The organism is Pseudomonas knackmussii B13, assembly GCF_000689415.1.
GTDB lineage: Bacteria > Pseudomonadota > Gammaproteobacteria > Pseudomonadales > Pseudomonadaceae > Pseudomonas > Pseudomonas knackmussii.
The window spans coordinates 1728406-1754472 of record NZ_HG322950.1 but is presented as its reverse complement, the minus strand read 5'-3'; the positions used below and the strand labels follow the sequence as shown (position 1 = coordinate 1754472).

28 protein-coding genes are annotated in these 26067 nt (G+C 66.5%); 3 read left to right on the top strand and 25 right to left on the bottom strand.

The features are described 5' to 3' along the window. Positions 1-97: 97 nt before the first annotated feature. Entirely contained in the window at positions 98-1297 is a 1200-nt protein-coding gene (locus PKB_RS08420; protein ID WP_052355211.1) for a GGDEF domain-containing protein, read from the top strand. 100 nt (positions 1298-1397) lie between these two features. On the opposite strand, the gene PKB_RS08415 is transcribed toward PKB_RS08420, so the two are convergent. The 10 genes from PKB_RS08415 to ccmA all read right to left on the bottom strand — a co-directional run bounded on the left by PKB_RS08415 (position 1398) and on the right by ccmA (position 8828). Next, the gene (locus PKB_RS08415) at positions 1398-1820 is read right to left on the bottom strand and encodes a hypothetical protein (RefSeq protein WP_156958008.1); all 423 of its coding nucleotides are present in this window, start codon (positions 1818-1820) and stop codon (positions 1398-1400) included. A 25-nt stretch (positions 1821-1845) separates the two neighbouring features. Continuing rightward, on the bottom strand, positions 1846-3057 hold the full coding sequence (gene ccmI / locus PKB_RS08410; protein ID WP_043250740.1) for a c-type cytochrome biogenesis protein CcmI: 1212 nt from the start codon (positions 3055-3057) through the stop codon (positions 1846-1848). After that, complete coding sequence (gene ccmH, locus PKB_RS08405; RefSeq protein WP_043250738.1) at positions 3054-3524, bottom strand: cytochrome c maturation protein CcmH; 471 nt, start codon at positions 3522-3524, stop codon at positions 3054-3056. Before ccmH ends, ccmI begins: the two co-directional genes overlap by 4 nt. Continuing rightward, on the bottom strand, positions 3521-4063 hold the full coding sequence (dsbE, locus tag PKB_RS08400) for a thiol:disulfide interchange protein DsbE (protein ID WP_043250735.1): 543 nt from the start codon (positions 4061-4063) through the stop codon (positions 3521-3523). The genes ccmH and dsbE overlap by 4 nt, the downstream gene beginning before the upstream one ends. 2 nt (positions 4064-4065) lie before the next feature. Further along, complete coding sequence (locus tag PKB_RS08395) at positions 4066-6042, bottom strand: heme lyase CcmF/NrfE family subunit (RefSeq protein WP_043250732.1); 1977 nt, start codon at positions 6040-6042, stop codon at positions 4066-4068. Between the two features lies 1 nt (position 6043). Next, positions 6044-6523, bottom strand: coding sequence for a cytochrome c maturation protein CcmE (gene ccmE, locus PKB_RS08390; RefSeq protein WP_043250730.1), 480 nt, complete (start codon positions 6521-6523; stop codon positions 6044-6046). Further along, on the bottom strand, positions 6520-6696 hold the full coding sequence (gene ccmD / locus PKB_RS08385) for a heme exporter protein CcmD (RefSeq protein ID WP_043250728.1): 177 nt from the start codon (positions 6694-6696) through the stop codon (positions 6520-6522). The genes ccmE and ccmD overlap by 4 nt, the downstream gene beginning before the upstream one ends. Beyond that, positions 6693-7439, bottom strand: a complete 747-nt coding sequence (locus PKB_RS08380; protein ID WP_156958007.1) for a heme ABC transporter permease — start codon at positions 7437-7439, stop codon at positions 6693-6695. The genes ccmD and PKB_RS08380 overlap by 4 nt, the downstream gene beginning before the upstream one ends. 64 nt (positions 7440-7503) lie before the next feature. Then, positions 7504-8175, bottom strand: a complete 672-nt coding sequence (ccmB, locus tag PKB_RS08375; protein WP_043250723.1) for a heme exporter protein CcmB — start codon at positions 8173-8175, stop codon at positions 7504-7506. Next, complete coding sequence (gene ccmA / locus PKB_RS08370) at positions 8172-8828, bottom strand: cytochrome c biogenesis heme-transporting ATPase CcmA (protein ID WP_043250721.1); 657 nt, start codon at positions 8826-8828, stop codon at positions 8172-8174. The genes ccmB and ccmA overlap by 4 nt, the downstream gene beginning before the upstream one ends. Positions 8829-9018: 190 nt before the next feature. On the opposite strand from ccmA, the gene fliK reads away from it, so the two are divergent. Further along, positions 9019-10617: a flagellar hook-length control protein FliK gene (gene fliK / locus PKB_RS08365; protein ID WP_043250718.1), complete on the top strand. Its 1599-nt coding sequence runs from the start codon at positions 9019-9021 to the stop codon at positions 10615-10617. After that, on the top strand, positions 10614-10961 hold the full coding sequence (locus PKB_RS08360; RefSeq protein ID WP_052355210.1) for an EscU/YscU/HrcU family type III secretion system export apparatus switch protein: 348 nt from the start codon (positions 10614-10616) through the stop codon (positions 10959-10961). Before fliK ends, PKB_RS08360 begins: the two co-directional genes overlap by 4 nt. Here the strand turns inward: PKB_RS08360 and PKB_RS08355 are convergent. The 15 genes from PKB_RS08355 to flhA form a co-directional block, all read right to left on the bottom strand. Next, positions 10918-11409 (bottom strand): hypothetical protein, encoded by a 492-nt coding sequence (locus PKB_RS08355; protein ID WP_052355209.1) that lies wholly within the window; start codon positions 11407-11409, stop codon positions 10918-10920. The two genes, PKB_RS08360 and PKB_RS08355, sit on opposite strands and share 44 nt — an antisense overlap. A 152-nt stretch (positions 11410-11561) precedes the next feature. Further along, a complete protein-coding gene (locus PKB_RS08350) occupies positions 11562-11972 on the bottom strand; it encodes a DUF2802 domain-containing protein (RefSeq protein ID WP_043250716.1) in 411 nt (136 codons plus the stop codon). Between the two features lies 1 nt (position 11973). Beyond that, the gene (locus tag PKB_RS08345) at positions 11974-12453 is read right to left on the bottom strand and encodes a chemotaxis protein CheW (protein ID WP_043250714.1); all 480 of its coding nucleotides are present in this window, start codon (positions 12451-12453) and stop codon (positions 11974-11976) included. A gap of 79 nt (positions 12454-12532) precedes the next feature. Then, positions 12533-13435, bottom strand: a complete 903-nt coding sequence (locus PKB_RS08340) for a CheW domain-containing protein (RefSeq protein WP_084166588.1) — start codon at positions 13433-13435, stop codon at positions 12533-12535. Between the two features lie 82 nt (positions 13436-13517). After that, on the bottom strand, positions 13518-14306 hold the full coding sequence (locus tag PKB_RS08335) for a ParA family protein (protein WP_043250711.1): 789 nt from the start codon (positions 14304-14306) through the stop codon (positions 13518-13520). 46 nt (positions 14307-14352) lie between these two features. Continuing rightward, positions 14353-15231 (bottom strand): flagellar motor protein MotD, encoded by an 879-nt coding sequence (motD, locus tag PKB_RS08330; RefSeq protein WP_043250709.1) that lies wholly within the window; start codon positions 15229-15231, stop codon positions 14353-14355. A gap of 13 nt (positions 15232-15244) precedes the next feature. Continuing rightward, positions 15245-15985 (bottom strand): flagellar motor protein, encoded by a 741-nt coding sequence (locus tag PKB_RS08325; protein WP_043250706.1) that lies wholly within the window; start codon positions 15983-15985, stop codon positions 15245-15247. 17 nt (positions 15986-16002) lie between these two features. Continuing rightward, on the bottom strand, positions 16003-17109 hold the full coding sequence (locus PKB_RS08320) for a protein-glutamate methylesterase/protein-glutamine glutaminase (protein WP_043250704.1): 1107 nt from the start codon (positions 17107-17109) through the stop codon (positions 16003-16005). Between the two features lie 49 nt (positions 17110-17158). After that, entirely contained in the window at positions 17159-19414 is a 2256-nt protein-coding gene (locus tag PKB_RS08315) for a chemotaxis protein CheA (protein ID WP_043250702.1), read from the bottom strand. Positions 19415-19444: 30 nt separating this feature from the next. After that, positions 19445-20230 (bottom strand): protein phosphatase CheZ, encoded by a 786-nt coding sequence (locus tag PKB_RS08310; RefSeq protein WP_043250700.1) that lies wholly within the window; start codon positions 20228-20230, stop codon positions 19445-19447. Between the two features lie 19 nt (positions 20231-20249). Continuing rightward, positions 20250-20621, bottom strand: coding sequence for a chemotaxis response regulator CheY (locus PKB_RS08305; protein WP_156958006.1), 372 nt, complete (start codon positions 20619-20621; stop codon positions 20250-20252). Positions 20622-20846: 225 nt separating this feature from the next. Beyond that, positions 20847-21590, bottom strand: a complete 744-nt coding sequence (gene fliA, locus PKB_RS08300) for an RNA polymerase sigma factor FliA (protein ID WP_043250698.1) — start codon at positions 21588-21590, stop codon at positions 20847-20849. Beyond that, positions 21587-22417 (bottom strand): flagellar synthesis regulator FleN, encoded by an 831-nt coding sequence (gene fleN / locus PKB_RS08295; protein WP_197539247.1) that lies wholly within the window; start codon positions 22415-22417, stop codon positions 21587-21589. The genes fliA and fleN overlap by 4 nt, the downstream gene beginning before the upstream one ends. Positions 22418-22575: 158 nt before the next feature. Then, the gene (gene flhF, locus PKB_RS08290) at positions 22576-23886 is read right to left on the bottom strand and encodes a flagellar biosynthesis GTPase FlhF (protein ID WP_043250696.1); all 1311 of its coding nucleotides are present in this window, start codon (positions 23884-23886) and stop codon (positions 22576-22578) included. Positions 23887-23897: 11 nt separating this feature from the next. Beyond that, positions 23898-26021: a flagellar biosynthesis protein FlhA gene (gene flhA, locus PKB_RS08285; protein ID WP_043250695.1), complete on the bottom strand. Its 2124-nt coding sequence runs from the start codon at positions 26019-26021 to the stop codon at positions 23898-23900. Positions 26022-26067: the final 46 nt, after the last annotated feature.

The window sequence follows — 26067 nt, the reverse complement described above, 5'->3', positions numbered from 1 at the left end:
GCGATGCCGCAAGCCGCAATGCGGCGACCAACGGGACAGGCCGGGTTGCGCTGTCTATGCTCAGAGCCGGATGCCCTTGCGCAAAGGACGGCCTGCCGTGTCCCAACCCTTCTCGCAACGCCTTCGCCAGCTGTACCGGCTGACGCCGCCGCTCGCCCGCTCGGTCGCCTCGGAAAATCTCAAGCGCCTGACCTGGCTGGCCCTGATCGGCGTACCCTTCGGTCTGCTGCACATCCTGGCGTTCTCGCTGAACCTGCAAGGCACGCGGGCCGAGTTCGATGGCTGGCGCCACGGCATCATCGCCACCCATGCAGTGGTCGCCCTGCTGCTGGCATGCATCGGGTTGCTGGCCTGGTACGCCAGGCGCCGCACCGAGCCCGCCCCCCTGCTCTACTGCGAAGCGCTCGGCACCGGCGCCGCCGGGGTTCTGCTGGCGTTCGGCCTGACCATTACCTTCTTCGATCAGCAGGTCACCAGCAGCATCACCCCCTTCCTGATGGGCTGCGTAGCCGCCGCGTTGATCCTGCTGTTGCGCCCGTTGGCGGCCGCGACCCTCTACGTCGGCGCCTTCGTGGCCTTCGAGCTGGCCATGGAGCTCGCCCAGCCCGATCCGCAGATGCGCCTGTCCAACCAGATGGGCGGCCTGACCATCTGCGGCATCGGCATCCTGCTGTCGCTCATCCTCTGGTCCGGCAACCTGCGCAACCTGCGCCAGCGCCAGCACCTGCGACGCCAGCGCAAGGAGCTCGAGGAGAAGAACCGGCAACTGGAGTACCTCGCCGGCCACGACCCGTTGACCGGGCTGTTCAATCGCCGCCAGTTCGATCAACTGGTGAAGCAGGAACTGGCGCGCTGCGACCGCCAGCCGATGCCGGTCAGCCTGCTGATGATCGACCTCGACCATTTCAAGTTCATCAACGACCGCTACGGGCATCCGCTGGGCGACGAGGTGATTCGTCACACCGCAAACCTGTTGCGCAAGCACACGCGCAGCACCGACAGCGTGGCGCGCCTGGGTGGAGAGGAGTTCCTCCTGCTGCTGCCTGACTCGGCGGTGCCGCAGGCCATGGCGATCGCCGAGAAGCTGCGCAAGTTGCTCGAGGAAACGCCGCTGCCGATGAAGGACGGCCTGCTCTATCTGACAGCCAGCTTCGGCATCGCCACCCTCGAAAGCGGTGTGAGCGGTACCTACGAGCGCCTCTACGCCACCGCCGACCAGGCGCTGTACCGGGCCAAGGCCAGCGGCCGCAACCGCGTCGAAGTGATGGATGCGGCGCCTTGCGGCACCTTGGAATAGACGAGCAAGCGGCTCTTCGTAGGAGCGAGGGGGGCGCCTAGCTCTTGCTCGCGAAAGACCCCGTACCAAAGCTGTTCGCGAGCAAGGTCGCTCCTACAGCTCAGGGCGTGTTGTAGCGGCTGTTCAGCCCCGGCGGGATACCGCTGGAGTCGGTGGCGGTCCACGGGCCTTGCGGGCCGACGCCCCAGAACCAGCCGTTGTCCCAGTGGTAGTAGGTGCGCTGCCGGTAGTACACGTCCTTCTGCCCCTGGATCACGTAGACGCCCAGGTTCGGGTCCCAGCGGCCTTTGCCGCCGGGCGGCGGGGCGAACTGCGTATGGGTGCGCGCCTTGGTCGCGCCGCCCTGCTGCTGGCTCGGGGTGATGGCGTTGCGCGGCGCCGGACGATTCGGCTGGGCCGCGCCGGCTGGCTTGGCGCCGCTGCCGGACTGCGTCATCGGCGCCGGGCTTTCGCTGTAGGGCTGTTGAGCCGCGCAGCCGCCCAGGGCGAGCAGCGCGGCAAGGGCGATCATCCGGGCGTTCACGGACGCTCCTCCTGCTGGGTTTCGGTCAATGCGAGTCCGGGCTGTCGATGGTCACTGCCTGATCGCCCGCACCGGCAGTAGTAGACAACGGCTGGCTGCGTCCGATCCATTCCCCGCTGATCGCATTGCCGGCACGCGACACGCGCGCCACCAGCTCGACATTGGGGAAGGCCGACAGCTTGAGCTGCGGCATCATGGCGTCGGCATCGCTGAGCGTGACCGCGCGCGGCAGATCGGCGACCTTCAGGCGCTTGACCGCCAACGGCATGGGCGGGCCGTTCACCGCACGGGCGAAGACGAAGACGCTGTCGTCCGGCTTGACCTGCCCTTTCACCGCGTCGCTCAGGCTGACTTCGACCTTCAGCTGCAAACCGTTGCTGGCCGGTGCAGCCGGGGCTTCCGGCAGGCTCTCGCCGCGCTCGGCAAGGCGTTGGCGAGCGCGTTCGATGCCGCTCTGGATCGCCTCGCGCGAAGGATCGTCGCCCGGCAGCACCTCGACCAGGCGTTGCCAGTAGCCGGCGGCGTCGGCGTAGCGCTTGTCCTCGAAGGCTGCGATGCCCAGCAGGCCGAGGGTGGTGACTTCGTGCGGGTCCTGCTTGAGCGCCTCGTCGGCCACCGTCTGCGGCTGACCGGCCATCTTCTTGCCATTGGCGAAATACAGCGCCTGCGCCCACTGGCCAAGCACTTCGGCCTGGCGACCGGAAAGCGTGGCGGCGCGCTCGAAGGCGGCGGCGGCGTCGGTGAAGCGCTCCTGGGTCATGTAGGTACGGCCGAGGAAGTACCAGCCTTCGGCGGAATCCGGTTGGGCCTTCACGGCCTTCTCCAGACGCGCGGTCATCTCTTCCATCGAGTGCGGCGGCTGGGCGAATTCACGGGCCAGGGCGAGCTTGTCGCTGGCGCCCCAGTGCAGGTAGAGCCCAAGACCGAGCAACGGCAGCAGTACCACGGCGATCAGCGGAGCCACGCGCCCCAGGCGCGAGCGGCGTTCGCCATCACCTTCGGTGTCGGCCAGCAGTTCGCGGCTGGCCTCGTTGCGGCCGGCCTGCAGTTGGGCGTCGTCGAGAATGCCTGCAGCGTGTTCCGCGGCCAGTTCGGCGAGACGCTCCTTGTACAGGGCGACGTTGAGGGCGGTGCGGTCTTCCTCGGTCTGGGCGCGACGGCCACGCAACAGCGGAATCAGCAGGAAAGCCATGGCCACCAGCAACAGCAGGCCGGCGGCGAGCCAGAAGTCGATCATTTGTCTTGGTTATCCAGCAATTGATTCAGACGAGCCTGTTCCTCGGCGGACAGCGTGGAGGCAGCGCCGCTGGCACCGCGGCGGCGACGCGCCACCATGACGCCGATCACCAGCACACCGAAGCCCAGCAAGGCAGCCGGGCCGAACCAGAGCAGCCAGGTCCGCTCGTTGACCGGCGGCTTGTAGCGCACGAAATCGCCGTAGCGGGCGACCATGTAGTCGACGATCTGGTCGTCGCTCTTGCCCTGTTTCAGTTGCTCGTAGATCTGCTTGCGCAGGTCGGCGGCGATGGGCGCATTGGAGTCGGCGATGTCCTGGTTCTGACACTTCGGGCAGCGCAGCTCGGTGGTCAGGTCGCGGAAACGCTGGCGCTCGCCTTCGTCGGGGAATTCGTAGGTGTCGATCGCAGCGCGTGCCACGCCGCACAAGGTCAGGCCCAGCAGGGCCACGGCAAGCAGGCGCTTCATTTGCCACCCGCCTCGTCGACCAGGCCCTGGTAGATCGGCGCGAGCTGCTCGCGCCAGACCTTCTCGTCGACGGCGCCGACCAGCTTGTGGCGGATGATGCCGTTCTTGTCGATCAGGTAGGTTTCCGGCGCGCCGTACACGCCCAGGTCCAGCCCCAGGGTGCCCTGGGCGTCGGCGATGTTCAGCACGTAGGGGTTGTGCAGCTCGTTCAGCCACTTCTGCGCGGCGGCGTTGTCGTCCTTGTAGTTGATCCCGACGATCACCACGCCCTGCTCCGCCAGCTGGGTCAGCACCGGATGCTCGAAGCGGCAGGTCGGGCACCAGGTGCCCCATACGTTGACCAGCGCCGGCCGGCCCTTGAGGTCTGCCAAGGTGAAGGTGCGGTTCGGTTCCAGCACGCCAGGCAGCGAGAAGGCCGGGAACGGCTTGTCGATCAGCGCCGAGGGCAGCTCGGACGGGTCTTTCCACAGCGCCTTGTAGAGGAATACCGCGACGATCAGGAAGATCGCCAGCGGCAACAGCAGGATCGCACGCTTCAAATTCAGGCTCCCTGTCCGGCGGCCAGGCCCAGGGCCTCGCGCACCTTGGTTTTCACTTTCAGCCGGTAGCGTCGGTCGAGCGCCGCCAGCACGCCGCCGAGTGCGGTCAGCAGACCGCCCAGCCAGATGAAGCGCACGAACGGCTTGATGTGCAGGCGCACGGCCCAGGCACCGTTGTCCAGCGGCTCGCCCAGGGCGACGTAGAGGTCGCGGGTCAGGCTGCCGTGGATGCCGGCCTCGGTCATCATCGAGCGCTGCACGCTGTACAGGCGCTTCTCCGGGTGCAGCACGGCCACTTCGCTACCGTCACGGGTGACGCGGATGGTGCCCTTGTCGGAAGTGAAGTTGGGGCCTTCGAAGTGCTTGGTGCCCTCGAAGGCGAACTGGTAGCCGGCCAGTTCGACTCGATCGCCCGGCGCCATGCGCAGGTCGCGCTGGGCGCTGAACTGGCTGGTCAGCACCACGCCGATGGCGCAAACGGCAATGCCAAAGTGCGCCACCTGCATACCCCAATAGCTGCGATTGAGGCTGGCAGCCCCGGCGATCACACCCTTGTGGCGGACCTTGTCGAGGAAATCACGCACGCCGCCCAGCACCACCCAGGCGGCCAGCAGGAAGACTGCCAGCACCTGCCAGTGCAGGTCGCCATAGGCGAAGGTGGCAAGGCCGCCCAGCACTACGGTGGCGATCAGCACAGGCGTGAGCATGCGCAGCAGCCATTCGCCCGGAGTGCCTTTCCAGCGCACCAGCACGCCGACGGTCAGGGCCAGCATCAGCGCCGCCATCAGCGGGATGAACAGGGCATTGAAGTACGGCGGGCCGACCGACAGCTTGGCCCCGCTGATAGCGTCGAGCACCAGCGGATAGAGGGTGCCGAGCAGGATCATCGCGGCGGTCACCACCAGCACCACATTGTTCAGCAGCAGCAGGGTCTCGCGGGACCACAGGGCGAAGCCGACCTGGCTCTTCACCACCGGCGCGCGCAGGGCAAACAGCGTCAGGGAGCCGCCGACTACGAGCAGCAGGAAGGCGAGGATGAACACGCCGCGCTCCGGGTCGGAGGCGAAGGCGTGTACCGAAGTCAGCACGCCCGAGCGGACCAGGAAGGTGCCCAGCAGGCTCAGCGAGAAGGCGGCGATGGCCAGCAGCACCGTCCAGCTCTTGAATACCCCGCGCTTCTCGGTCACCGCCAGCGAGTGGATCAGCGCGGTGCCCACCAGCCAGGGCATGAAGGAGGCGTTTTCCACCGGGTCCCAGAACCACCAACCGCCCCAGCCCAGCTCGTAGTAGGCCCACCAGGAGCCGAGCACGATGCCGATGCCGAGGAAGGTCCAGGCCACCAGGGTCCAGGGCCGCGACCAGCGCGCCCAGGCGGCGTCGAGGCGGCCGCCGAGCAATGCAGCGATGGCGAAGGCGAAGGCCACCGAGAAGCCGACATAACCCATGTAGAGCATCGGCGGGTGGATGATCAGGCCCGGGTCCTGCAACAGCGGGTTGAGGTCGTTGCCGTCGGCCGGCGACTGCGGCAGCAGGCGCGAGAAGGGGTTGGAGGTGATGATCAGGAACAGCAGGAAGCCGGTGCTGATCATGCCCATCACCGCCAGCACCCGCGCCAGCATCTCTTCGGGCAGCTCGCGGGAGAAGATCGACACGGCGAAGGTCCAGCCGCCGAGGATCAGCGCCCAGAGCAGCAGCGAGCCCTCGTGGGCGCCCCACACGGCGCTGAACTTGTAGTACCAGGGCAGCGCGCTGTTGGAGTTGCTGGCCACATAGGCGACGGAAAAGTCGTCATGCAGGAACGCCCACGCCAGGCAGGCGAAGGCGAAGACGAGGAAGCTGAACTGCCCCCAGGCTGCCGGGCGCGCCAGGCTCATCCACTGGCGATCGCCGCGCCAGGCGCCGATCAGCGGGAAGCTGGACATCACCAGCGCCATGCACAGGGCGAGGATCAGGGACAGGTGGCCGAGTTCCGGGATCATCTCAGTTGCTCCCCTGGGCGACGTTGCCGGGCTTGGCGGACTCGACCTGGCCGAGCTTGCCGCTGTCCTTCAGCGCCTTGGTGACTTCCGGCGGCATGTATTTCTCGTCGTGCTTGGCCAGCACTTCGTCGGCGGTCAGCACGCCGTTCTCGTCGAGCTTGCCCAGGGCCACGATGCCCTGCCCTTCGCGGAACAGGTCGGGGAGGATGCCGCGGTATTTCACGGTGACTTCCTTGGCGAAGTCGGTGACCACGAACTGCACGTCCAGCGAATCGGCCGAGCGCTTGAGCGACCCCTTCTCGACCATGCCGCCGGCGCGGATGCGCGTGTCGTGCGGCGCCTCGCCGTTGGCGATCTGCGTCGGCGTGTAGAACAGGTTGATGTTCTGCTGCAGCGCAGACAGCGCCAGGGCGGCAGCAGCCCCTACGCCGGCGACGATGGCGAGGACGATGTACAGGCGTTTCTTGCGAACCGGATTCACTTGTTGGCCTCCCGGCGCAGACGGCGCGCCTCTTCTTGCAGGTAACGCTTGCGGGCCAGCAGCGGCATGGCCACGTTGAGCGCCAGCACCACCAGGCTGATGCCGTAGGCCGACCACACGTACGGACCGTGATGCCCCATGGCGAGGAAATCGGAGAACGACTGGAAACTCATAATGCGCGCTCTACCTCGCTGCGAACCCAGGATGCGCGGGACTCGCGCTTCAGCACTTCCAGGCGCATGCGCACGAGCAGCACGGCGGCGAAGAAGCAGTAGAAGCCGAGCACCATGATCAGCAGCGGCACCCACATGGAAGCGGGCATCGCCGGCTTCTGGGTGATGGTGAAGGTGGCCGGCTGGTGCAGGGTGTTCCACCACTCCACCGAGTACTTGATGATCGGGATGTTCACCACGCCGACAATGGCGAGCACGGCGCTGGCCTTGGCCGCGCTGTCGCGGTTGCCGATCGCCTGGCCGAGGGCGATCACGCCGAAATAGAGGAACAGCAGGATCAGCATCGAGGTCAGGCGCGCGTCCCAGACCCACCAGGCGCCCCAGGTCGGCTTGCCCCAGATGGCGCCGGTGACCAGCGCGACGAAGGTCATCCAGGCGCCGATGGGCGCAGCGCACTGCACGGCGACGTCGGCGATCTTCATCTTCCAGATCAGGCCGATGGCGCCGGCCACCGCCAGCATCACGTAGCAGGACTGCGCCAGGAACGCCGCCGGCACGTGGATATAGATGATTCGGAAGCTGTTGCCTTGCTGGTAGTCCGGCGGCGCGAAGGCCAGGCCCCAGACCAGGCCGACGGCGATCAGCAGCGCTGCAGCGACGGCAAACCAGGGCAACCAGCGACCGCTGATCTCGTAGAACCACTTGGGCGACCCAAGCTTGTGAAACCAAGTCCAGTTCATCATCAGGCTCTGTCTGTCAGGGCACTTCTTCTAGTTGCCGGCGCCGCTTGCGCGCCCCCGGCAGGTGTCACTCGCCCACGCTGATCTTCAGGCCGGCAGCGATGGCGAAGGGTGTCAGCGTCAATGCTAACGCGGTCAGACTGGCCAGCCAGAGCAGGTGCCCGGCGGTCGGCAGCCCTTGCAGCGACGCCTGCAGGGCGCCACTTCCAAGAATCAGGACGGGGATGTACAGCGGCAGGATCAGCAACGCCAGCAGCAGTCCACCACGCTTCAGGCCAACGGTCAGCGCCGCGCCGACCGCGCCGAGCAGGCTGAGCACCGGGGTTCCGAGCAACAGCGACAGCAACAGCACCGGCAGGCAGCGTACCGGTAAACCCAGCATCAGGGCCAGTAGCGGCGACAGCAGGACCAGGGCCAGCCCCGAAACGAGCCAGTGTGCCAGCACCTTGGCCAGGACCAGAAGGGGGAGCGGGTGCGGCGAAAGGACCCACTGCTCGAGCGAGCCGTCCTCGAAATCGCTGCGGAACAGGCCGTCCAGCGACAGCAGCACCGCCAGCAGCGCCGCTACCCACACCAAGCCCGGCGAGAGGTTCTGCAGCATCTGGCTTTCCGGGCCGACGGCGAGCGGGAACAGGGCGATGACGATGGCGAAGAACACCAGCGGGTTGGCCAGCTCCGCCGGGCGACGGAACTGCAGGCGCGCCTCGCGCGCCAGGAGCAGGCCGAAGACGTTGCTCATGCACCCTCCCCCGCCATCGCCCGGGCGTGCTGGCCGAGGTCCAGGTCGCGATAGCCCTTGGGCATGCGGGTCAGCGTGTGGTGCGTGGTCAGCACCACCAAACCGCCCTTCTCGCAATGTTGCGCCAGGTGCTCCTCAAGCTGGGCGACACCTTGCTTGTCGAGGGCGGTGAAGGGTTCATCGAGAATCCACAGCGGCGGCGCGTCCAGGTATAGGCGTGCCAGTGCCACGCGGCGCTGCTGGCCGGCAGAAAGGGTGTGACAGGGAACGTCTTCGAAACCGCGCAGGCCGACCGCCTCCAGCGCTCGCCAGATCGAGGCTTTGTCGGCCGGCTGATGCAGGGCGCAGAGCCAGGCGAGATTTTCCTCGGCGGTCAGCAGCCCTTTGATGCCCGCGGCGTGGCCGATCCACAGCAGGCTGCGGGCCAGTTCGCCGCGTTGGTGTTCCAGGGGTTTGCCGTTGAGTCGCACTTCGCCGTCGGTGGGCTGCATCAGGCCGCAGAGCAGGCGCAGCAGGCTGGTCTTGCCGCTGCCGTTGGGGCCGACTACCTGCAGCATCTCGCCGGCGCCCAGGCGCAGGTCGAGCCGCTCGAAGAGCATGCGCCAGTCCCGCTCGCAGGCGAGCGCCACGGTTTCGAGAAGCGGACTGGTCAAGGCATCGGCCCCCGTCGGAAAAGCGAAATCAGGCTAAAGTCGGTGCTCGGCAGGCCGCTATAGTGGCCAAGGGCGGCGCATTATACACGCCGCATTCCGGCCCCGGCGCCGGCATTTTTGACACTTTGTGAGGGCCTGCGGCGTCCTTTCGCCGCACCGACTCAGGTCGGGGCCCCTGGTAGAAGACTCCATGCCGAGCGAGATTGGCGCCTCCCGCCCGCTCCCGATCCTGCCGCAATCGCGCGCCACACTGAACGCCGCGGAGCTTTCGTTCAAGCTCGCGCAGAGCATCGGCGACCTGCTCCAGCCGGGGCAAAGCGCCCACGCGGAAGTCCTCGCAGCCCGGCAGGAACCTCTGAATTTCCAGTTGCTGTTGCGCCTTACCCTGGCCAGCGGCCAACAGGCCCTGGTGGTTGCCGACAGCCCGCAAGCGCTGCCCAAGGGCAGCAGCCTGACCATCTCGGCCCTCACCGGCACCAGCCTTGCCGCCACGCTGCTCTCTTCCACCGTCCAACAGCTCGACGAAAGTCTGCCGCTGACCAGCCTGGACCTCGACCAATTGCCGGTCGGCAGCCTGGTACAGGGCAAGGTGCTGTCGAGTACGCCGCAGGGCGGCACGCAGGCGCAGCCGGCGAGCTACCGGGTGCTCCTCAGTCTGATCGGTGGCGCCTTGGCCGGGCGCGTTCTGGATATCGACTCAAGCCGCCCGGTGCGAACCGGCACCCTGCTGAGCGCGCAGGTGCAGGACAGCCGCGCCCTGCTCTTCCTGCCGCTGGCAGGCCGCCTCGACCGCCTCGAACTGAACAACCAGTTGGGCGTGCAGCAGGCCCGCCAGGCGTCTCCCGAAGGCCTGGTCAGCGCCCTGCAGAACCTGGTCAAAAGTGGCAGCGATCTGCCACAGCCACTGCGCACAGCCGTCGAGCAACTGCTTGCCGGCTTGCCCGACGCCCGCCAGCTCAGCGATCCCAAGGGCGTCGCCCAGGCGCTGCAGCAGAGCGGCAGCTTCCTCGAGGCGCACTTGCTGCAGGGCAATGGCCCCCAGGGAAGCGACTACAAGGCCAACCTGCTGCGGCTGATCAACCAGTTGCTGCCCGATGTCGGCGAAGGTGGCCCCGATACCAGTCCGGGCCTGCTGGCGAACTTCGCCAATGGCGCCGCCGCGAACCTGGCGCGTAGCCTGCCGGCCTTCGTCCGCAACGCCCTGGGCACCCTCAACCAGAACGGCACCCCGCGCGTGCAGGGCAGCGACTTCCCGCTACCGAACCGGCAATTCAAGCAGCTGGAACAGGAGCAGGAGGAAGACCTGGAAACCCTGCTCAAGCTTGCCAGCGCCGCCCTGGCCCGCCTGCAGACCCATCAACTGAGCAGCCTGGTACAGAGCGAGCCGTTGCCCGGCGGCGGCCAGCTCAACACCTGGCAGCTGGAAATCCCGATGCGCCACGGCGACGGCGTCTTGCCGCTGCAAGTGCGCGTCCAGCAGGAAGAAGGGCGTAGCGAGCGCGAGCAGGAGCAACCTCGCGAGAGCATCTGGCGCCTGGACCTGGCCTTCGACCTCGACCCGCTCGGGCCGCTGCAGGTGCAAGCGATGCTGGCGCCGCTGGGCCTGAGCAGCCAGCTGTGGGCGGAGCGCGATAACACCGTGCGCCTGATCGACCGGGAGTTGGGACACCTGCGCGAACGCCTGCAGAACGCCGGCTTCACGGTGCGCGAATTGTGCTGCCACAAGGGCAAGCCGCCGCAGGGAATGCGCACGGCATTGGAACAACGCTGGGTGGACGAAAAGGCATGAAGAGCAACAAGAACCGCCCCCGCCAGGCCATTGCCCTGAACTACGACGGGCAGAGCGCACCGACCCTGAGCGCCAAGGGCGACGCCGAGCTGGCCGAGGCCATCCTGGCCATCGCCCGCGAGCATCAGGTGCCTATCTACGAGAACGGTGAGCTGGTCAAACTGCTGGCGCGCCTGGAGCTGGGCGACGCCATTCCGGAAGCGCTGTATCGCACCATGGCGGAAATCATCGCTTTCGCCTGGTACCTCAAGGGCAAGAGCCCCGCCCCGCGCCCAGGCAACCAGGCGCTGCTGGCCGGGCCTAGCAACCTGCCCGTCGACCCAGCGGCCGAGCAACATCACTGAGCGACGCATTGAACGCATCCGGCGCGGCCTGCAGCCGCGGCTTCGTGCGCGGTTCGACGACGCTGTAATCGACCAGCGCAGCCAGCGCCTGGCGCAAGTGCGCCAGGCCGAACGGGCGCGCCAGTACCGGCAGCAGAGGAACACGACGGCTCCAGGCCCAGCGCAACAGGTCGAGCCGTTCCTGCTCGTTGAAACCGCCGATCAGCAGGAACTGCTCGATGGACGCTTCGTGCGCCAAGCGCTGCAGGTGATCCAGGTCTTCGCGGGAGAAATCGTCGTAGATGAACAGGCTGTAGCGCTGCCCATTTGCCAGCGTGGCCTCCACTTCCTCGATGCTCGTACAGAGACTCAGGTGGTAGACCTCGAGGCGATTGAGCCAGATGGCGAATTGCTGCAGGCAGCCGTGGTGCGGACAGAAAACCAGGACCCGGCGGGATGCTGGAAGCATGGAGTGGCTCCTCGACATGGCGAAATGCACGCCAATCTACCGAGCCACCCTTGTCGCTCCGATCAGATAAGTCTGATTCTTCTGTAGCCTGACTCCCAACTGGCAGCCCCCTCTCGGCACAGACAATCTCGCCGGGGTGGTTGGGAACGGCCTTACTCCTGGACCTTGCCGCCCCGATGCAGGCGCGCGATCAGGTCCGCTTCGGCCTGGGAGAGCCCGCAGGCCTGGGTCAGGTCGGCGGCCGAGGCGCCCATGCCGGCCAGGCGCGCGGCCTGGCTGAAGGACAGGCTGGTGGGATCGCGCTGCTCCAGGCGCGCCAGGCGCTCGGGCAGCGTGGCGACCTGCTTGCGCAGCTCGCCGAGCTCTTCGCCCATGCGCACGTTGACCCGCTGGTAGGCCTCGCCGCGCTTGGCCAGTTCCTTCAGGCGCAGCTCTTGCGCTGCGATCTGCGAGGCCTGCTGGACCAGCAACGCAGCCTGGCGGCGCTGCCCAAGCAGCAGCCAGACGCTGAACCCCGCCAGCGCCAAGCACGCGACCACCAGCAACGCCACCGCGACCCACATGTCAGATGCTCTCCAGCTCCGACCACTCTTCCTCGGTCATCATCTTGTCGAGTTCGACCAGGATCAGCAGCTCGCCGTTCTTGTTGCAGACGCCCTGGATGAACTTCGCCGACTCGTCGTTGCCGACGTTGGGCGCGGTCTCGATTTCCGACTGACGCAGGTAGACGACTTCGGCGACGCTATCGACCAGGATGCCGACCACCTGCTTGTCCGCCTCGATGATGACGATGCGGGTGTTGTCCGAGACCGGCGCCGGATCCAGGCCGAAGCGCTGGCGGGTGTCGATCACGGTGACCACGTTGCCGCGCAGGTTGATGATCCCCAGCACGTAGCTGGGCGCGCCCGGCACCGGAGCGATCTCGGTGTAGCGCAACACTTCCTGGACCTGCATCACGTTGATGCCATAGGTTTCGTTGTCCAGGCGGAAGGTGACCCACTGCAGAATCGGATCTTCGGCACCTTGCGCTGACGTCTTGTTCATATCCCCTAGCCTCTCGTGTGCTGCCGCGCCTGCGAATGGGCGCGGCGGTTGTCGTTCAAAGAATTACCGGGCCGGCTGCTCAGCCGCGCCCCAGGTTGCGCGCAGCGCCGCTGTCGATCAGCCCGGCGAGGGCCGAGACATCGAGCAACGCGCACATCTGTTCGATCACCGTGCCGGCCAGCCACGGGCGCTGCACGCGCTGGCTGCGCCACTTCACCTCGGACGGGTCCAGGCGCACCGAGCGGCTGACCTGGTGTACCGCCAGGCCCCATTCGTAGCCCTGCACGGAAATCACGTACTGCAAGCCTTCGCGATAGTCCTCGCGGTAGCGCTCGGGCATCACCCAGCGTGCGGTGTCGAGCACCTTAAGGTTGCCGGCCTGGCCGGGCAGGATGCCGAGGAACCAGTCCGGCTGACCGAACAGCGGCGTCAGCTCCTTGCCGGCGAGCGGGTAGATCGAGCCCAGGCACACCAGCGGTACCGCCAGGGTCAGCCCGGCGACGTCGAACAGCAGGCACTCGAAGGGCTCGGCAGCCCAGGTCGGGCGACCGTCGTCGAGCAGTGCCAGCGGCGCGGCCGGCATCTGTGCACTGCCCGGAACGTGTAAATCGATGACTTCGGCTTCGACCGGCAGCTCCGGCGTGGCAACCACCACTTCGGGCTCGACCACCGGGGCTTCGGTGCGCGGCGCGTGCAGGCGCGCATCGCGCACCTGCTCTTCGAGCACCGCAGCCTCGAACTCATCCAGGCTGACGCTCTCGACCACCGGCGTTTCGACCACCGGCTCTGCAACCGGCTGCACGACAGGCGCTTCGGCAACCAGGGTCAGCGGCGCAACGAGCACCGGAGTCGGCTGTACCGGCGCGGGCGCAGGAGCCTCGGGCTCGGCGAAGGCATCTTCGAATGTGGCCTCCTGCAGCAGCGCGTCCAGGTAGGACTGCAGCGCGAGCTGGGGGCGAGTGGCGGTAGCGGAACGGCTCATGCAGATAATCCGCGCAAAAGGGTTAAGCAGCCTATCGGCAGGACCTGGGCCGGACTTGATGGTTCTCGTCGGAAAAGCATGGTCAGGCCACCTGGCTCGCCGGCACCTGACCGAGCAGGTGCTTGAGCAGTGCGCGGTAGGCGATCACGCCGCGGCTGTTGGCGTCGTGGCGCGACGGCACCAGGCCGTGGCGGCTGGCATCGCGCAGGCGGGTGTCCACCGGAATGAACGCAGGCCAAAGGGTTTCCGGATAGGTGTCGCGCAACACGCGCAGGGCACCGATGGACGCCTGGGTACGGCGGTCGAACAGGGTCGGCACGATGCTGAACGGCAAGGCCTGGCGGCGCGAGCGGTTGATCATGTTGATGGTGTTGACCATGCGCTCCAGGCCTTTCAGGGCGAGGAACTCGGTCTGCACCGGGATCACCAGGTGCTGGCTGGCCGCCAGGGCGTTGACCATCAGCACACCGAGCAGCGGCGGGCTGTCGATGATGGCATGGTCGAATTCCTGCCAGAGCTGGGCCAAGGCCTTTGAGATCACCAGGCCGAGGCCGTTCTGCCCAGGCGACTGGCGCTCCAGCGTAGCCAGCGCAGTGCTCGACGGCAGCAGCGCAATGCGTTCGTGACTGGTCGGCAGCAGCAATTGCTGCGGCAGCCCCTCGGGCACCGCGCCCTGGTGCTGGAACAGGTCGAACACGCTGTGTTCGAGGGAATCCGGATCATGCCCGAAGTAGCTGGTCATGGAGCCATGCGGGTCCAGGTCGACCACCACCACGCGCTTGCCCGCATCGGCCAGCAGGCCGGCCAGGGCGATGGACGAAGTGGTCTTGCCGACGCCGCCCTTCTGATTGGCAACCGCCCAGACTTTCATGCTGTTCTCCCCGATCCGGATGCCCGGTTGTTGCAGTTCATTCGACTCAGCCCCCCGGCGTCGGCGACGGTGATTTGACGGCACCGGTCGCGGAAGCCTCGTTGACAGGCTGTGGTGCAGATTGCGTGCCAGCCTGCCGCAAAGTCGCGTCCGGCTGTGCCCTGGCGCTACCCACACCGCTGACACTGCGGCGCACCTCCAGGTTGCGGGAGATCACCAGCACCACCCGGCGATTGCGCGCCCGGCCTTCGGCCGTGGCGTTGTCGGCCAGCGGCTGGAACTCGCCGTAACCCACCGCTGCCAGACGCGATGGCGCGACGCCGTCCTGCGCCAGAAGACGCACTATGCTCGCCGCGCGCGCGGCGGACAATTCCCAGTTGGTGGGGTATTGAGCGTTGTGGATGGGCACGTTGTCGGTGAAGCCTTCGACGTGCACCGGGTTGCGATAGGGCGCCAGAATTCCGGCGACCTTGTCGATGATGGTAAAGGCCGCATCGTTGGGCAGCGCGTCGCCGCTGGGGAACAGCAGGCTGGAATTGAGGGTGATCTCGATCCACAGCTCGTTGCCGCGCACGCTCAGCTGGTCGCTCTTGATCAGCTCGCCGAATTGCGAGCGCACCGCATCGGCAATCTGCGTCAGCGGGTCGCCGTCGACATTGTCCTCACCGCCCTGCTGCATGCTGTCGTTGGGCTGCTGGGTGGTGCGCGGGCGGTCGTCGCCAACCGGGATCGGCTTGATCGAGCGGTCCGGCTGGTTGAAGACGCCGGTCAGGGTTTCCGAGAGGATCTTGTACTTGCCCTCGTTGACCGAGGAAATCGAGTACATGACCACGAAGAAGGCGAACAGCAGGGTGATGAAGTCCGCGTAGGACACCAGCCAGCGTTCGTGATTCTCATGCTCCTCACGGTGGGGACGACGGGCCATGGCGCGACTCCGGTCAACCGAGGAAGCCTTGCAGCTTCAATTCGATGGAGCGTGGGTTTTCGCCCTCGGCGATGGACAGCAGCCCCTCCATGAGCATCTCCCGATAGCTCGACTGGCGCATGACGATGCTCTTGAGCTTGTTGCCGATCGGCAGCAGCAAGAGGTTGGCGAAGCTCACACCGTAGATGGTGGCGACGAAGGCCACGGCGATACCGCTGCCGAGCTGACTGGGGTCGGCCAGGTTGCCCATCACGTGGATCAAGCCCATGACGGCGCCGATGATACCGATGGTCGGCGCGTAACCGCCCATGCCCTCGAATACCTTCGCGGCCTGCAGGTCACGGCCTTCCTGGTTGAACAGGTCGACCTCGAGGATGCTGCGGATGGATTCGGGCTCGACGCCGTCGACCAGCAGTTGCAGGCCCTTACGGGCGTAAGGATCGCGCTCGGCGTCGGCCACCACTTCCAGGCCCAGCAGGCCTTCCTTGCGCGCGGTCATGCTCCAGCCGACCACGCGGTTGATGCCGCCAGGCAGATCGACCCTGGGCGGCAGCACGACCCAGCGCAGCATCGTCAGGGCGCGCTTGAGTACCGGCACCGGCGTCTGCAGCAAAGCTGCCGCCAGGGTGCCGCCGACCACGATGAGCGCCGCCGGGCCGTTGGCCAGGGCACTGATGTGCCCACCCTCGAGGAAGTTGCCGCCAATGATGGCGACCAGCGCGAGGATCAGGCCGACCAGGCTGAGCACATCCATTCAGCTCGCCTCCGGAGTCATGCGCAGGCCTCGGTGATATGCCGGCCGATGTCGTCGAGGCTGTAGATGGCGTCGGCCAGGCCGGCCTTGGCGATGGCCATCGGCATGCCGTAGATCACGCAGCTGGCTTCGTCCTGGGCCCACACCTGGCTGCCGCTCTGCTTGAGCATGCGCGCACCTTCGCGGCCGTCCGCGCCCATGCCGGTCAAGACCACCGCCAGTACCTTGTCGGCATAGGCCTTGGATGCCGAGCCGAAGGTCACATCGACGCAGGGCTTGTAGTTCAGGCGTTCGTCGCCGGGAAGAATGCGCACCGCGCCGCGCGCGTCGACCATCATCTGCTTGCCGCCTGGCGCCAGCAGGGCCACGCCGGGACGCAGCAGGTCGCCGTCCTCGGCTTCCTTGACGGTGATCTTGCAGAGCTTGTCCAGGCGCTCGGCGAAAGCCTTGGTGAAGGCCGCCGGCATGTGCTGGATCAGCACCAGGGGCGCGGGGAAGTTGGCCGGCAGCTGGGTCAGGACCCGCTGCAGCGCCACCGGCCCACCGGTGGAGGTACCGATGGCGACCAGCCGGTAGGGCTTACGCTTTGGGGCGGCGCTGGTCGCCGCAGCAGCCGGGGCAGCCGGCGCATGCGCAGGAGCCGTGGCCGGCCGAGCGGAGAACCCGCCGCTGGCCGCCGGCGGCGTACTGGTCGCCGGCGTGGTGTGGAACGAGGCGTAGCGACGATTGGCGCGGGCGATGCTGTGCACCTTCTCGCAGAGCATCTGGCGCACCTTGTCCGGATTGCGCGAGATGTCCTCGAAGTTCTTCGGCAGGTAGTCCACCGCGCCGGCGTCCAGGGCGTCGAGGGTGACGCGGGCGCCTTCGTGGGTCAGCGAGGAGAACATCAGGACCGGCGTCGGGCAGCGCTGCATGATGTTCCGCACCGCGGTGATGCCGTCCATCATCGGCATCTCGTAGTCCATCGTGATCACGTCGGGCTTGAGCGCCAGCGCCTGATCGATGGCCTCGCGGCCGTTGGTGGCCGTGCCGATCACCTGGATCTGCGGATCGCCGGAGAGGATTTCCGAGACGCGGCGACGGAAGAATCCCGAATCGTCCACCACCAGGACTTTGACTGCCATAAACACTCCCTAGGGGTCTTGGCGCGCGGGCGTCCCCGCGCGCGTCGGATCAGATACGTCGTGCGTAGCGCTTGAGCATGCTCGGTACGTCGAGGATCAGGGCGATGCGCCCGTCGCCGGTGATGGTCGCACCGGCCATGCCTGGCGTGCCCTGCAGCATCTTGCCCAGCGGCTTGATCACTACTTCCTCCTGGCCGACCAGCTGATCGACCACGAAGCCGATGCGCTGGGTGCCCACGGAAAGGATCACCACGTGGCCCTCGCCCTGTTCCTCATGCGCTTCGCTGGGAACCAGCCAGCGCTTGAGGTAGAACAGCGGCAGCGCCTTGTCGCGGACGATCACCACTTCCTGGCCGTCGACCACGTTGGTCTTGGACAGGTCGAGGTGGAAGATCTCGTTGACGTTGACCAGCGGGAAGGCGAAGGCCTGGCTGCCGAGCATGACCATCAGCGTCGGCATGATCGCCAGGGTCAGCGGGACCTTGATGACGATCTTCGAGCCCTGGCCCTTGGTCGAGTAGATGTTGATGATGCCGTTGAGCTGGGAAATCTTGGTCTTCACCACGTCCATGCCGACACCGCGGCCGGAGACGTCGGAGATCTCGGTCTTGGTCGAGAAGCCCGGGGCGAAGATCAGGTTGTAGCAATCCGACTCGCTCAGGCGGTCCGCGGCATCCTTGTCCAGCAGGCCCTTCTCCACCGCCTTGGCGCGGAGGATGTCCGGGTCCATGCCTTTGCCGTCGTCGGAGATGGACAGCAGGATGTGGTCGCCTTCCTGCTCGGCCGACAGCACCACCCGGCCGCCACGCGGCTTGCCGGAGCCTTCGCGCTCCTCGGGCGACTCGATGCCGTGGTCCACGGCATTGCGCACCAGGTGCACCAGCGGATCGGCGAGGGCCTCGACCAGGTTCTTGTCGAGGTCGGTTTCCTCGCCCACCAGCTCGAGGTTGATTTCTTTCTTCAGGTTGCGCGCAAGGTCGCGGACCAGGCTCGGGAAGCGGCCGAAGACCTTCTTGATCGGCTGCATGCGGGTCTTCATGACCGACATCTGCAGATCGGCGGTGACCACGTCGAGGTTGGCCACGGCCTTGGCCATGGCTTCGTCGCCGCTGTTGCTGCCCAGGCGCACCAGGCGGTTACGCACCAGCACCAGTTCGCCGACCATGTTCATGATCTCGTCCAGGCGCGCGGTGTCCACGCGCACCGTGGTTTCGGCCTCGTTGGCGCTCTTCTCCGGGGCCGGCGCGCTGGCCTGGCGCGGGCTCTCGGCAGGCTTGGCCGCAGCCGGTTTGGGCTTGGCCACGGCGGCCGGCTTGGCCGGCGCAGGAGCGGGAGCAGCGGCGGCAGCAACCGGGCCTTCCGGCGCATCGCCGAACTTGCCCTTGCCGTGCAGCTGATCCAGCAGCGCCTCGAATTCGTCGTCGGTGATGTTGTCGCCACCGGCGGCCGGCGCGGGAGCTTCGGCGGCGGGTGCGGCGGGCGCAGCAGCAACCGCTGCCACTTCGCCCTCGGCGGGGGCGCCGAACTTGCCCTTGCCATGCAACTGGTCGAGCAGCGCTTCGAACTCGTCGTCGGTGATCTCGTCGCCTTCGGCACTGACAGGCGCGGCCGGGGCCGCCGGCGCAGCAGCGGCCGGAGCCGACTCACTGGCAGCGCTGAACTTGCCCTTGCCATGCAGCTGGTCGAGCAGCGCTTCGAACTCGTCGTCGGTGATTTCGTCACTGCCGGCTTCGCTGGCCGGGGCCGGCTGTTCGACCGGCGCGGCCGCTTCGGCGCCCGGCTGCAGGGCATCGAGCAGTTGCTCGAACTCGGCATCGGTGATGTCGCCATAGGCGGCCGGCTCGGCAACTGGAGCCTCGACTTCGGCAGCGGCCACGGGGGCAGCAACTTCAGCAATGGCCTCTTCCTCGTCACCGCCCGGCTCGGCCAGGCGCGACAGCGCGGCGAGCAACTCGGCGGAGGCCGGAGTCGGCTCCTCGTTGTCGCGCACCTGGCTGAACATGACGTTGACCGTATCCAACGCCTGCAGGACCACGTCCATCAGCTCGGAGCTGACGCGGCGTTCGCCCTTGCGCAGGATGTCGAAGACGTTCTCGGCGATATGGCAGCACTCCACCAGCGCGTTCAGCTGGAGGAAACCTGCCCCACCCTTGACGGTGTGGAAACCACGGAAGATGGCATTGAGCAGGTCCATGTCATCGGGTCGGCTTTCCAGCTCGACCAGCTGCTCGGACAGTTGCTCGAGAATCTCGCCGGCCTCCACCAGGAAGTCCTGGAGGATTTCGTCATCGGCGTCGAAGCTCATTCGGTGCTCCCCACGGCGCGTTTGCGCACTTCAGAATCCAAGGCTGGACAACAGATCGTCGACATCGTCCTGACCGGACACGACGTCTTTCCTTGTATCGGCAGCGATCTGCGGACCTTCACCCTTGGACGATCTTTCTTTTTCGACTTCGTCGCGCATGCCCTGGTGGTCGTGCTCGATGCCCGCGTAGCGGTCCACCTGCCCAGCCATCCAGACCAGCTTGACCAGGTTGCTCTCGACCTCGGTGACCAGCTTGGTGACGCGCTTGATCACCTGCCCGGTGAGGTCCTGGAAATCCTGTGCGAGCAGGATGTCGTTCAGGTGTGCAGACAGCTTGCGGCTGTCCTGGGCACTGACGTAGAGGAACTGCTCGACGCGCTTGGCCAGGTCGCGGAAGGCATCCGGACCGATCTCGCGGCGCATGAAGCGCGACCACTGTTCCTGCAGGTCCTTGGCCTCGTGCTCGATGTGCGTGAGCAGCGGCGAGCACTCCTCGACCAGGTCCATCGTGCGGTTGGCGGCCTTCTCGGTCATCGTCACCACGTAGGACAGACGATCGGTGGCATCGGCGATCTGCGACATTTCCGCGGCGTGCCGGGAATTCGGATCGATCTGGAAATTGACGATCGCGTTGTGCAGTTCGCGGGTGAGCTTGCCGACCTCCTGGTAGAGGCCGCGATCGCGGGTCTGGTTGAGCTCCTGGATGAGCTGCACGGCCTGCTGCACCTCGCCGCGCTCCAGGCTCTCGACCAAATCGCGCGCGTGTTTTTTCAGGGTCGACTCGAAGTCACCCGTGGAATCGTTGACGAGCTCCATGACGCCCTCTTGGTCGGAATCAGCCGACCCGCTCGAAAATCTTCTCGATCTTTTCTTTCAGCACTTGAGCGGTGAAAGGCTTGACCACGTAGCCATTGACCCCGGCCTGGGCCGCTTCGATGATCTGGTCGCGCTTGGCTTCGGCGGTCACCATCAGCACCGGCAGGTGCTTCAGGCGGTCGTCGGCGCGCACTGCACGCAACAGGTCGATGCCGGTCATGCCGGGCATGTTCCAGTCGGTGACGAGGAAGTCGAAATTGCCGCTGTGCAGCATCGGCAGCGCGGTGGTGCCGTCGTCGGCTTCCGCGGTGTTGGTGAACCCCAGGTCGCGCAGGAGGTTCTTGATGATGCGCCTCATCGTGGAGAAGTCGTCCACGATGAGAATTTTCATGTTCTTGTCCAAGCCTGCCTCCGTCCAGTCCCGGTGCGCCGCTGCAGGCGCACCTTGAATACCCTTTGGCGAGTGCCGAGGCGGCACCTGCCTTGTTGCTTGTCTGGCGCCGAGCCGCTGTTCGCCGCTCTGCCCTTTCGACGAATCGCCTGGCCATTCGCCAGTGATCGTCGGACCGGCGGGATTCTATACGTCCCGTCGGAAAATTCCGTTACTTCCGTGCACTTAGTGCGCGCGCCACTCCGACAACCTTGCCCGCAGGCGCGCTGCGCACTGGCTATGCAACTGGCTGACCCGCGACTCGCTGACCCCGAGCACCTCGCCGATCTCCTTGAGGTTGAGCTCTTCGTCGTAGTACAGCGCCAGCACCAGGCGCTCGCGCTCGGGAAGCTTGGTGATGGCATCGGCCAGCGCCGCCTGGAAACGCTCGTCCTCCAGACCGTGGGAGGGTTCGTTGTCCAGGTGCGAGGTGTCTTCCGCCGGCCCCTGGGCCCCTTCCTGCAACAGGTCGTCGAAGCTGTACAGGCGACTGCCCTGGGTGTCGCTCAAGATCGCGTAGTAATCGTCGAGACTCATATTGAGTTCGGCAGCAACTTCCTGATCTTTAGCGTCGCGTCCGGTGCGCGCTTCGATGGCACGGATCGCGTCGCTGACCATCCGCGTGTTGCGATGCACCGAACGCGGTGCCCAATCGCCCTTGCGCACTTCGTCGAGCATGGCGCCGCGGATGCGGATGCCCGCGTACGTCTCGAAGCTCGCGCCCTTGCCGGAGTCGTATTTCTTCGCCGCCTCGAGCAGGCCGATCATGCCGGCCTGCATCAGGTCCTCGACCTGCACGCTGGCCGGCAGGCGGCCCAGCAGGTGGTAGGCGATCCGCTTCACCAGCGGTGCGTAACGCTGGATCAGCTGTTCCTGGGAGTTCTGCGCCTGTGCTTTCGTGTACATACGCGCTCCGGAGCCGCTCATCATACGGTCGAACCCGCGGTGGGATTCTGCACCAGGCGCTCCACGAAGAACTCCAGGTGGCCACGGGGGTTGGCCGGCAGCGGCCAGCTGTCGACCTTCTGTGCAATCGCGCGGAAGGCCAGCGCCGCCTTGCTGCGCGGGAAGGCCTCGTAGACCGAGCGCTGCTTCTGCACCGCCTTGCGCACCGATTCGTCGTACGGAATCGCGCCGACGTACTGCAGCGCCACGTCGAGGAAGCGGTCGGTGACCTTGGTCAGCTTGGCGAACAGGTTGCGCCCTTCCTGCGGGCTGTGCGCCATGTTGGCCAGCACGCGGAAGCGGGTCATGCCGTGGTCGCGGTTGAGCAGCTTGATCAGGGCGTAGGCGTCGGTGATCGAGGTCGGCTCGTCGCACACCACCAGCAGGACTTCCTGCGCGGCGCGGACGAAGCTCACCACCGAATCGCCGATGCCGGCGGCGGTATCCACCACCAGCACGTCGATGTTTTCGCTGATATCGCTGAACGCCTGGATCAGGCCGGCGTGCTGCATCGGCGACAACTGCACCATGCTCTGCGTGCCGGACGCCGCCGGGACGATGCGGATGCCGCCCGGTCCCTGGAGGATGACGTCGCGCAGGTCGCATTCGCCCTCGATGACGTCAGCCAGCGTGCGCTTGGGCTGCAGGCCCAGCAAGACGTCGACGTTGGCCAGGCCGAGGTCGGCGTCGAGCAGCATGACGCGACGGCCGAGGTCGGCCAGCGCCATGGACAGATTCACCGAGACGTTGGTCTTGCCTACGCCGCCTTTGCCACCGGTGACCGCGATTACCTGAACGGGATGCATACCCATAAAAATTACCTTGTCTCTTCAACGATCCCGCCACCGGGACCCTGCCAGCTGCGGTGCTCGGCCGCAGTTGGCGTGACGGATCTACCTTGAGCATCCGTATCCGCTTGGCGGCCATCCGGCCACCGTGGGCCCCGTCTCCGGTGCCCGTCTGGAATCCTTTAGCCGGCGTGTCTTGCCGGTTGCTGATACAGGCCGGCGAACATGCCGGCCATGGTGTCCTCGCAGGGCTCTTCGGGCACCTGCAGGCTCACCGCACGGCTGACCAGCTGGTGCGCGCGCGCCACCTGCAGATCATCCGGAATTCGCGGCCCGTCCGCCAGATAGGCAACAGGCAGGCGTTGTGCTATCACGAGCGACATCGCCTCGCCCAGGCTACCGGCCTCGTCAAGCTTGGTCAGCACGCAGCCGGCCAGTCCGCAGCTGCGGTAGGCGTGCCAGGCGGCCTTGAGCACCTGGCTCTGGCTGGTTGCCGCCAGCACCAGGTAATTCTTCACGTTCAGGCTCTGCGCGGCCAGCGCTTCGAGCTGCATGCGCAGCGCCGGATCGCTGGCGGGCAGACCGGCGGTGTCGATCAGCACCAGGCGCTTGCGCGCCAGCGGAGCCATGGCCTGGAGCAGAGACTGGCCGGGATCGACCAGGATCACAGGGACATTGAGGATGCGCCCCAGCGTCTTGATCTGCTCCTGCGCGCCCAGGCGGAAACTGTCCATGCTGACCAGCGCCAGGTTGTGTGCGCCGTACTTCAGCACATAGCGGGCCGCAAGCTTCGCCAGGGTGGTGGTCTTGCCCATGCCGGCCGGACCGACCAGGGCGATCACCCCGCCCTGTTCCAGCAGGTCTTCGTCGGGTGTGCGGATGGCGCGTGCCAGGTGCGCCAGCAGCATGCGCCAGGCCTGCTTGGGATCGGCGATGGAGGCGACGCGTTCGAGCAGCTGGCGACCCAGGTCGGCCGGCACGCCCATGCGTTGCAGGCGGCGCCACAGGCCAGCCTGTTTCGGCCGCTGGCTCTGCATCTGGTTCCAGGCGATGGAGCCCAGTTGCACTTCGAGCAGTTCGCGCAGGCCGTTGAGTTCGAAACGCATCGCGTCCAGCGACTGCTGGCTGACCGCAGCCGGCGCCGGGGTTGCCGGAGCGTCCGGGGCCGCCATGGCTTCGGCCAGGGTCGGGCGCTTGGCCGGCTCGGCGCCGTACAATTGACGATCCTTGCGCGGGCTGGCGGCGGCGCGGGCCGGCGTGTCCAGTTCAGCACGGGCCTGGGCGATGCGCGCCTGGGTCTTGCGCAGCTCGGCTTCCAGCGCCGGGTTCGGCTTGCTGGCCGCGGCCGGCGGTTGGTAGTCCAGCGCCGCGGTCAGCTCGACACCGCCGGCAACCCGGCGGTTGCCGATGATGGCGGCATCCGCGCCCAGCTCATCGCGGACCAGTTTCATGGCCTGACGCATATCGGCGGCGAAGAAGCGTTTAACCTGCATGGCGCTGTCCTTCAATTCTGTCCAACGGTGGCGACGATGGTCACTTGCTTGTTATCCGGGATTTCCTGGTAGGCCAGCACGCTCATGCTGGGCACCGCCATCCGAGCGAATCGCGACATCATCGCGCGGATGGGGCCGGCTACCAGGAGGATCGCCGGTTTCCCGAGCATCTCCTGACGCTGCCCCGCCTCGACCAACGAGCGTTGCAGCTTCTCGGCCATCCCCGGCTCCAGAAGAATGCCTTCTTCCGAGCCTTGTCCGGCCTTCTGCAAGCTATTGAGCAAGATCTGTTCCAACCTGGGTTCCAGAGTGATCACAGGCAGCTCCGGCTCAAGCCCCACAATGCTTTGCACGATTGCGCGGCTCAGCGCGACGCGAACCGCGGCGACCATCGCGGCGGGATCTTGACTCTTGGCGGCAACGTTGGCGATGGACTCGGCAATGGTGCGGATGTCGCGTACCGGCACCTGTTCCTGCAGCAGCGCCTGCAGGACCTTGAGCAGGGTCGACAGGGAAATCAGCCCCGGAACCAGCTCTTCCGCCAGCTTCGGCGAGGATTTGGCCAGCAGCTGCATCAGTTGCTGGACCTCTTCGTGGCCGAGCAGCTCGTGGGCATGTTTGTGCAGCACCTGGTTGAGGTGCGTGGCGACCACGGTGCTGGCGTCCACCACCGTGTAGCCGAGGGACTGCGCCTGGTCGCGCTGGCCGGCCTCGATCCACACCGCTTCCAGGCCGAACGCAGGGTCCTTGCCGGCGATGCCGTTGAGGCTGCCAAACACTTGACCGGGGTTAATCGCCAGTTCGCGGTCCGGATAGATCTCCGCTTCCGCCACGCTGACGCCCATGAGCGTCAAACGATAGGCGTTGGGCAGCAGGTCGAGGTTGTCACGGATGTGTACCGAGGGCATGAGGAAGCCCATGTCCTGCGACAGCTTCTTGCGGACGCCCTTGATCCGCGCCAGCAACTGGCCGCCCTGGTTGCGATCGACCAGCGGGATCAACCGGTAGCCCACTTCCAGGCCGACCATGTCCACCGGGGTCACGTCGTCCCAGCCCAGCTCCTTGGTCTCCTGGGCGCGCTGCGCCGGCAGCAGTTCCTGCTGACGCTGCACTTCCTGGGCCTCGGCCTGGGCCGTCTTGCGCTGGCGCTGCACGATCATCCAGGCGCCAGCACCGGCCAGCGCACCGAGGCCGATGAAGGAAATGTGCGGCATGCCCGGGACCAGGCCCATGGCGATGAGGATGGCGGCAGAGATGGCCAGCGCCTTGGGCGAGGAGAACATCTGCCGGTTGACCTGGGCGCCCATGTCTTCGGCGCTGGACACGCGGGTCACCATGATCGCGGCGGAGGTCGACAACAGCAGCGAAGGCAACTGCGCCACCAGGCCGTCACCGATGGTCAGCAGGGCGTAGACCTTGCCGGCGTCGCCGAAGGACATGGCGTGCTGGATCACGCCGATGGCCACGCCGCCGATCAGGTTGATGAAGAGGATCAGCAGGCCGGCGACGGCGTCGCCGCGGACGAATTTCGAGGCACCGTCCATGGAGCCGTAGAAATCGGCTTCCTGGGCCACTTCGGCGCGGCGCTTCTTCGCCTCGGCCTGCTCGATGAGGCCGGCGTTGAGGTCGGCGTCGATGGCCATCTGCTTGCCGGGCATGGCGTCGAGGGTGAAGCGGGCGCTCACTTCGGAGATACGCCCGGCACCCTTGGTGACCACCACGAAGTTGATGATCATCAAGATCGCGAAGACCACGATGCCGACCACGTAGTTGCCGCCGATCACCACCTCGCCGAAGGCCTGGATCACCTTGCCGGCGGCAGCGTGGCCGTCGTGGCCGTGCAGCAGCACCACGCGGGTGGAGGCGACGTTCAGTGCCAGGCGCAGCAGGGTGGCGACCAGCAGGATGGTCGGGAAAACGGCGAAGTCGAGCGGGCGCAGGGCGTACACGCAGACCAGCAGGACGACGATGGAAAGCGCGATGTTGAAGGTGAAGAGCACGTCCAGCAGGAACGGCGGGATCGGCAGCGTCATCATCGCCAGCATCGCCAGCAGCAGCAGCGGCACGCCGAGGCTGCCACGGCCCATCCCGGCCAGGTTGCTGCGCACTGTTCCGATCAATTGCGTACGATCCACCCCGAACTCCCCTGCCCTGGCGCGGGTCTGTCGCCCGCGAACATCA